The 4,517-nt window shown below is 43.2% G+C and carries 3 protein-coding genes and 1 pseudogene; 3 read left to right on the top strand and 1 reads right to left on the bottom strand.

The annotated features are described in order from the left end of the window. Positions 1 to 205: pseudogene (locus tag F6K57_RS37590) on the bottom strand (NADH:flavin oxidoreductase); the annotation flags it as partial. Between the two features lie 909 nt (positions 206 to 1,114). Between F6K57_RS37590 and F6K57_RS37595 the strand changes: the two are divergent. From F6K57_RS37595 to F6K57_RS37605, 3 genes are all read left to right on the top strand, one after another. Then, a complete protein-coding gene (locus F6K57_RS37595; protein WP_293073475.1) occupies positions 1,115 to 1,924 on the top strand; it encodes an SDR family oxidoreductase in 810 nt (269 codons plus the stop codon). A 171-nt stretch (positions 1,925 to 2,095) separates the two neighbouring features. After that, complete coding sequence (locus tag F6K57_RS37600) at positions 2,096 to 3,388, top strand: cytochrome P450 (protein WP_293073478.1); 1,293 nt, start codon at positions 2,096 to 2,098, stop codon at positions 3,386 to 3,388. 315 nt (positions 3,389 to 3,703) lie between these two features. Next, a partial coding sequence (locus F6K57_RS37605; protein ID WP_293073481.1) for a peroxidase family protein occupies positions 3,704 to 4,517 on the top strand: 814 nt, incomplete at its 3' end.

The following is a 4,517-nucleotide window of genomic DNA, read 5'->3' on the forward strand; positions in this document are numbered from 1 at the left end:
TTCGTCCTCGGATTTGGACGGGTGTAAAGGAAGAGACGATTGCACCGACGCCGCCTCGGGCAAATTTCTCTTCCCAATTAATCCGTGCCTGGTTACCGGAACCATCATAGTTGTCAAATCGACCAGAGATATTAGAACGAAAGATCCGATTCTTTAGGGTCAAGTTCCGGAACTCCAAAGGTTCAAAAATTATATCCTTTTCCATTTGATTTAGTTGAATCTTGGCTTTTGTCGGAATAAAGCAAGCTACAAGCTCAATGCCTAGCATTCCAGATGCTGGCGGAATATTTTTTTAGGAAAACTATTTAATGCTCTTATTGAGAGTAAATAACAATAAGGATGTCATTTGTCTTTTGTCCTTTCTATTTTGTGACGATTATTTGGTCTGATGCCCGATTCTCTGTTATACGCTGTCGCTAAGCTAGGAATAAATTATTGTCAGTGACTATCTCCCTTGACCCCATCCCCTTGCTTTGGGTTGGGGGAGGAGTCATTGAACTATCACAAATTTGTATAAGGGCGTTTTTTAGCCAATGTTGGGTAAGTCCTGACAAAATCTTGCTCCCCAGTTGGATCTTGTTAAGTCTCTCCTCGAAAAACTAGAATTTCCAACACTTTCCATTATGACTTAACGACCATTGATATTTCATGATTATTAAGTTTTTTAACAACAATCCGGTTTTGGAAAAGCTCCCTGTGAGGATAACTATCAAGGCAATAGAGAGATTTTTGGCAGCTGAACCACCTACTTCAGCTAGCGCCCCCATTCTCCCTCAATTTATCAAAAGTATGCTATACCTCAACTAGAGTCCCTCTGTGTGCTTCATTGGTTTGATTTTTCATTGCCCTAGGATCTGGTGTTCTGCTGAAAATGTAATTTAAGTTACAACTACTAGTGGATAACTATAACCTACATAGCATTTCCATTTGAGTTGTGAACATAATCCCTTAGGGAAAGGCAAGAGGCAACAGGCATGCATGCTAGAGGTAATCAAGTATCTAGGGATTTTTTGTAATGAAAAAACTCTAATCCTTGTTTCCAATTACTTTGGAAAGGCTATCGAAATAATTCTTCAATATTTTCTGGGTTAATTTTTGTAAAAATACACCTCAAATGAATCTAAAAAATCAGGTAAAGGATCTTCCCAAAACGGCTCTGATTACTGGTGCATCCAGTGGAATTGGTTATGAATTTACCAAGTTATTTGCTCGCGATGGCTACAAGTTAGTGTTAGTCGCCAGAAGTGAGTCGAAACTATCTCAACTGGCCGAGGATTTTAGGGAAAAATTTGGGACATTCGTCAGGGTTATTCCGAAGGATTTGTCAGTTCCAGGAGCTGCACAGGAGATCTTTGACCAGCTGCAAGAGGAAGGTACCAAGGTTGATGCACTAGTCAATAACGCGGGATTCGCTACCTATGGAGCTTTTGCTGAAACAGACCTGGCTACTGAACTAGCCATGATGCAGCTAAACATAGTAGCCCTGACCCATTTGACCAAATTATTTCTGCCAGCTATGGTGCAACAACAGTATGGAAAAATTTTAAATATTGCCTCCACCGCAGCGTTTCAGCCTGGTCCGTTGATGGCAGTCTATTATGCGACGAAAGCCTATGTCCTATCCTTTTCTGAGGCAATTGCCAATGAACTCAAGGGTTCAGGGGTGACGGTAACTACTCTGTGCCCAGGACCAACAGAATCGGGTTTTCAAGCTCGGGCAAACATGGAAGACTCTAAGCTGGTTAGTGGACAAAAGATTATGAATGCTGAAACTGTTGCTAGGATTGGCTATCTTGGTCTGATGAAAAATCGAACTGTTGTTGTCCCTGGTCTCAAAAACCAGTTGCTTGCCCTGAGTATAAGATTTATGCCCCGAAATCTAGTAACCCAAGTGGTCAGAAACATGCAAGAAAGGAGCCACTAGTTCTGATGAGCCAGTGGATTGAGAAATTCTAGCTTAATAGGTGCGCTTGACCCGTAATTAAATTCGCCACGGGTCGCACCTGCTGATAGCCTTAAGGAAAATAGAAGCAATGGATAAGTCTACTGGAAAGCCTCAAGTAAGATTTGTCAACAAAACAATGAACAATGAATAATGAAAACCTACCCTTCTACCAATGTACTCGACTTGTTACGGCTTCTGGGTAATCTAGCCAGTGGCTTTATCCGTAACCCCCGTGGTTTCGACCTTGAAAAAGTATTAGGGGGTTGGATTGGTGATGTAATCAAACGCTATGGTAGTAAAAATGTCATTCTAAACTTTCTTCTCAAGAAAGTCTTGCTAGTATCTGGGCGTGACTTATCAGACCGGATTTTACAAGACCCACCAGACAGCCAAGGCTATATCGAAGGCAATCTCAAGAAGGATGGTATGTCTTTTCTTGCCCCCAACGCCCTCACTATCAGCCATGATCAACAGTGGCAGCGCCTGAGACCTTATAATGAGGGAGTGCTTGGCACAGGTTCCCAGCACCAGTACCAACAGGCTTTCCTCGAACAGGTACATCGTGCTTTTTCAAAGCCAGTATCCAACATTGAGGATATCCGGAAATGTATGGGTCAGGCAATGCTGGGCATTGTGTTTGGGGAAAATGTTGCTCCTGAGCGGTTGATCAAGGATATACAGGTGTTATTCTCAATGGTGGGAAATCCGATCAAGCGGATTCTATTGGGAAGGTTTGAAACTAAGCGTTTAGAAAAATTTTATGAAACTCTTGAGCAGCTTTGGGAAGGCAGCGAAGCGTCTGAAAAGCCATGCCTGTTGTCTATGGCTCATGGCATAAAGCCCTACACTACTGAAGAGGAACTCCTGCAACAAATCCCCCACTGGATGTTTACCTTTACTGGTTCAGGGACTGACTTGCTGGCGAGAACCCTGACTATGATTACCTCTAGACCAGAAGTGCTCGAACGGGTGCGACAGGAAATCAAGGAAGCGGGTTCGTTAGAGAAAGCCTCAACCATTGCTAAACTCAGCTATTTAGAAGCTTGTTTGTTGGAAACTGGTCGTTTGTTCCCTCCAGTGACCAGAACCTTTCACATTACAACAGCTGGCGACGCTTATAATAACACCCGTATTCCGCCAGACATGGAAATTCTACACTTTTTCCCAATCATGCAACGGGAACGGTCTTTAGACCCATCCACCGATTCGTTTGTACCTCAACGGTGGCTAGATCCGAGCGATCAGGACAATTCGACTTACTCCAATTTGTTTCTGAGAGGATCTCGTACTTGCCCCGGAAGGGATTTGATCCTGTTTGTGTGTAAGAGTGCGATCGCAATTCTCCTAGACCAGCAGCAGCTGACATCCAAAACCAATGTACTCTCCCGAGACCCTCTACCAGCCTACTTCCCAGAAAAGGATATCCAATTTGTTAACCCTTGACGGCTTGTGAAATTAATTGACAGTTGAGTGATCAGCAAAGAGTACCCGAGATGGGTACTGTCAATCCCTGTAAATTATACAACACTAGATTTATTAGTCAATCCTCTTTAATTTATAAATTAATGAGTTATGATCAACATAAAAAACTAAGAAATAGAAAGAGCTAGACAACGGTGAATTAAGGATTAATTAAGATCATGCTCAGTCCTATTCACCTAAGCTTAGGAGTGAGCAGTAAGCTCTGACCGGAATTCCTGACACTCCCAACCTAAAACACTAAATACCTCGGTAATAAAAACTAAAGGAATTAGCACAATGACAAAGAAACCTTGGCATAAGTTTCCTACTCCTCTAGCCCTGTTCAAATTAAATAAATTCCGCGAGAATATGCGGGAAGAAAACCTGCACGATACCTCCCAATTACCCACAAAAGGGGAGCCCCCTGAACCGACTCCTAGTCCTGATGGTCGCCATCTTAAAATTCGTACAGCGGATGGTTCATTTAATGACCCCAATGATCCCAAAATGGGGATGGCTGGCACCCGCTTTGGACGCAATGTACCCCTGAAACACGCCTACCCCGACGAAAAGAATTTACTCAATCCCAACCCCCGTACAATCAGTCTGAAGTTATTGACGCGGGATGAATTTGTACCAGCTTCGATCTTAAACCTAACAGCTGCAGCCTGGATTCAATTCCAGACCCACGATTGGTTTTCTCATGGCTATGATGAGTCCCAGGATAAAATCGAGATTCCTCTGGAACAGGATGACCCCTGGCCCGAAGAGCATCGACCTCTGGAAATCGAAACAACTCCAAAAGACCCCACTCGTTCTGAAGACGATACCAACAATCCTCCAACCTTTATCAACAGAGAAACTCACTGGTGGGATGCTTCCCAAATCTATGGCAGTTATCAGGAAACTATTGATAAGGTGCGTAGCCATGTCGATGGTAAGATGATAATTGGTGATGACGGTTTGTTACCTGTCAACCCAGAAAACGGAATCGATATTGTGGGCTTTGACGATAACTGGTGGATAGGACTAAGCATGTTGCATATCCTGTTCGTCAAAGAGCACAACACTATCTGTGATCATCTGAAAAAACAATACCCTGACTGGACAG

This window comes from Moorena sp. SIO4A5 (assembly GCF_010672005.1).
Lineage (GTDB): Bacteria > Cyanobacteriota > Cyanobacteriia > Cyanobacteriales > Coleofasciculaceae > Moorena.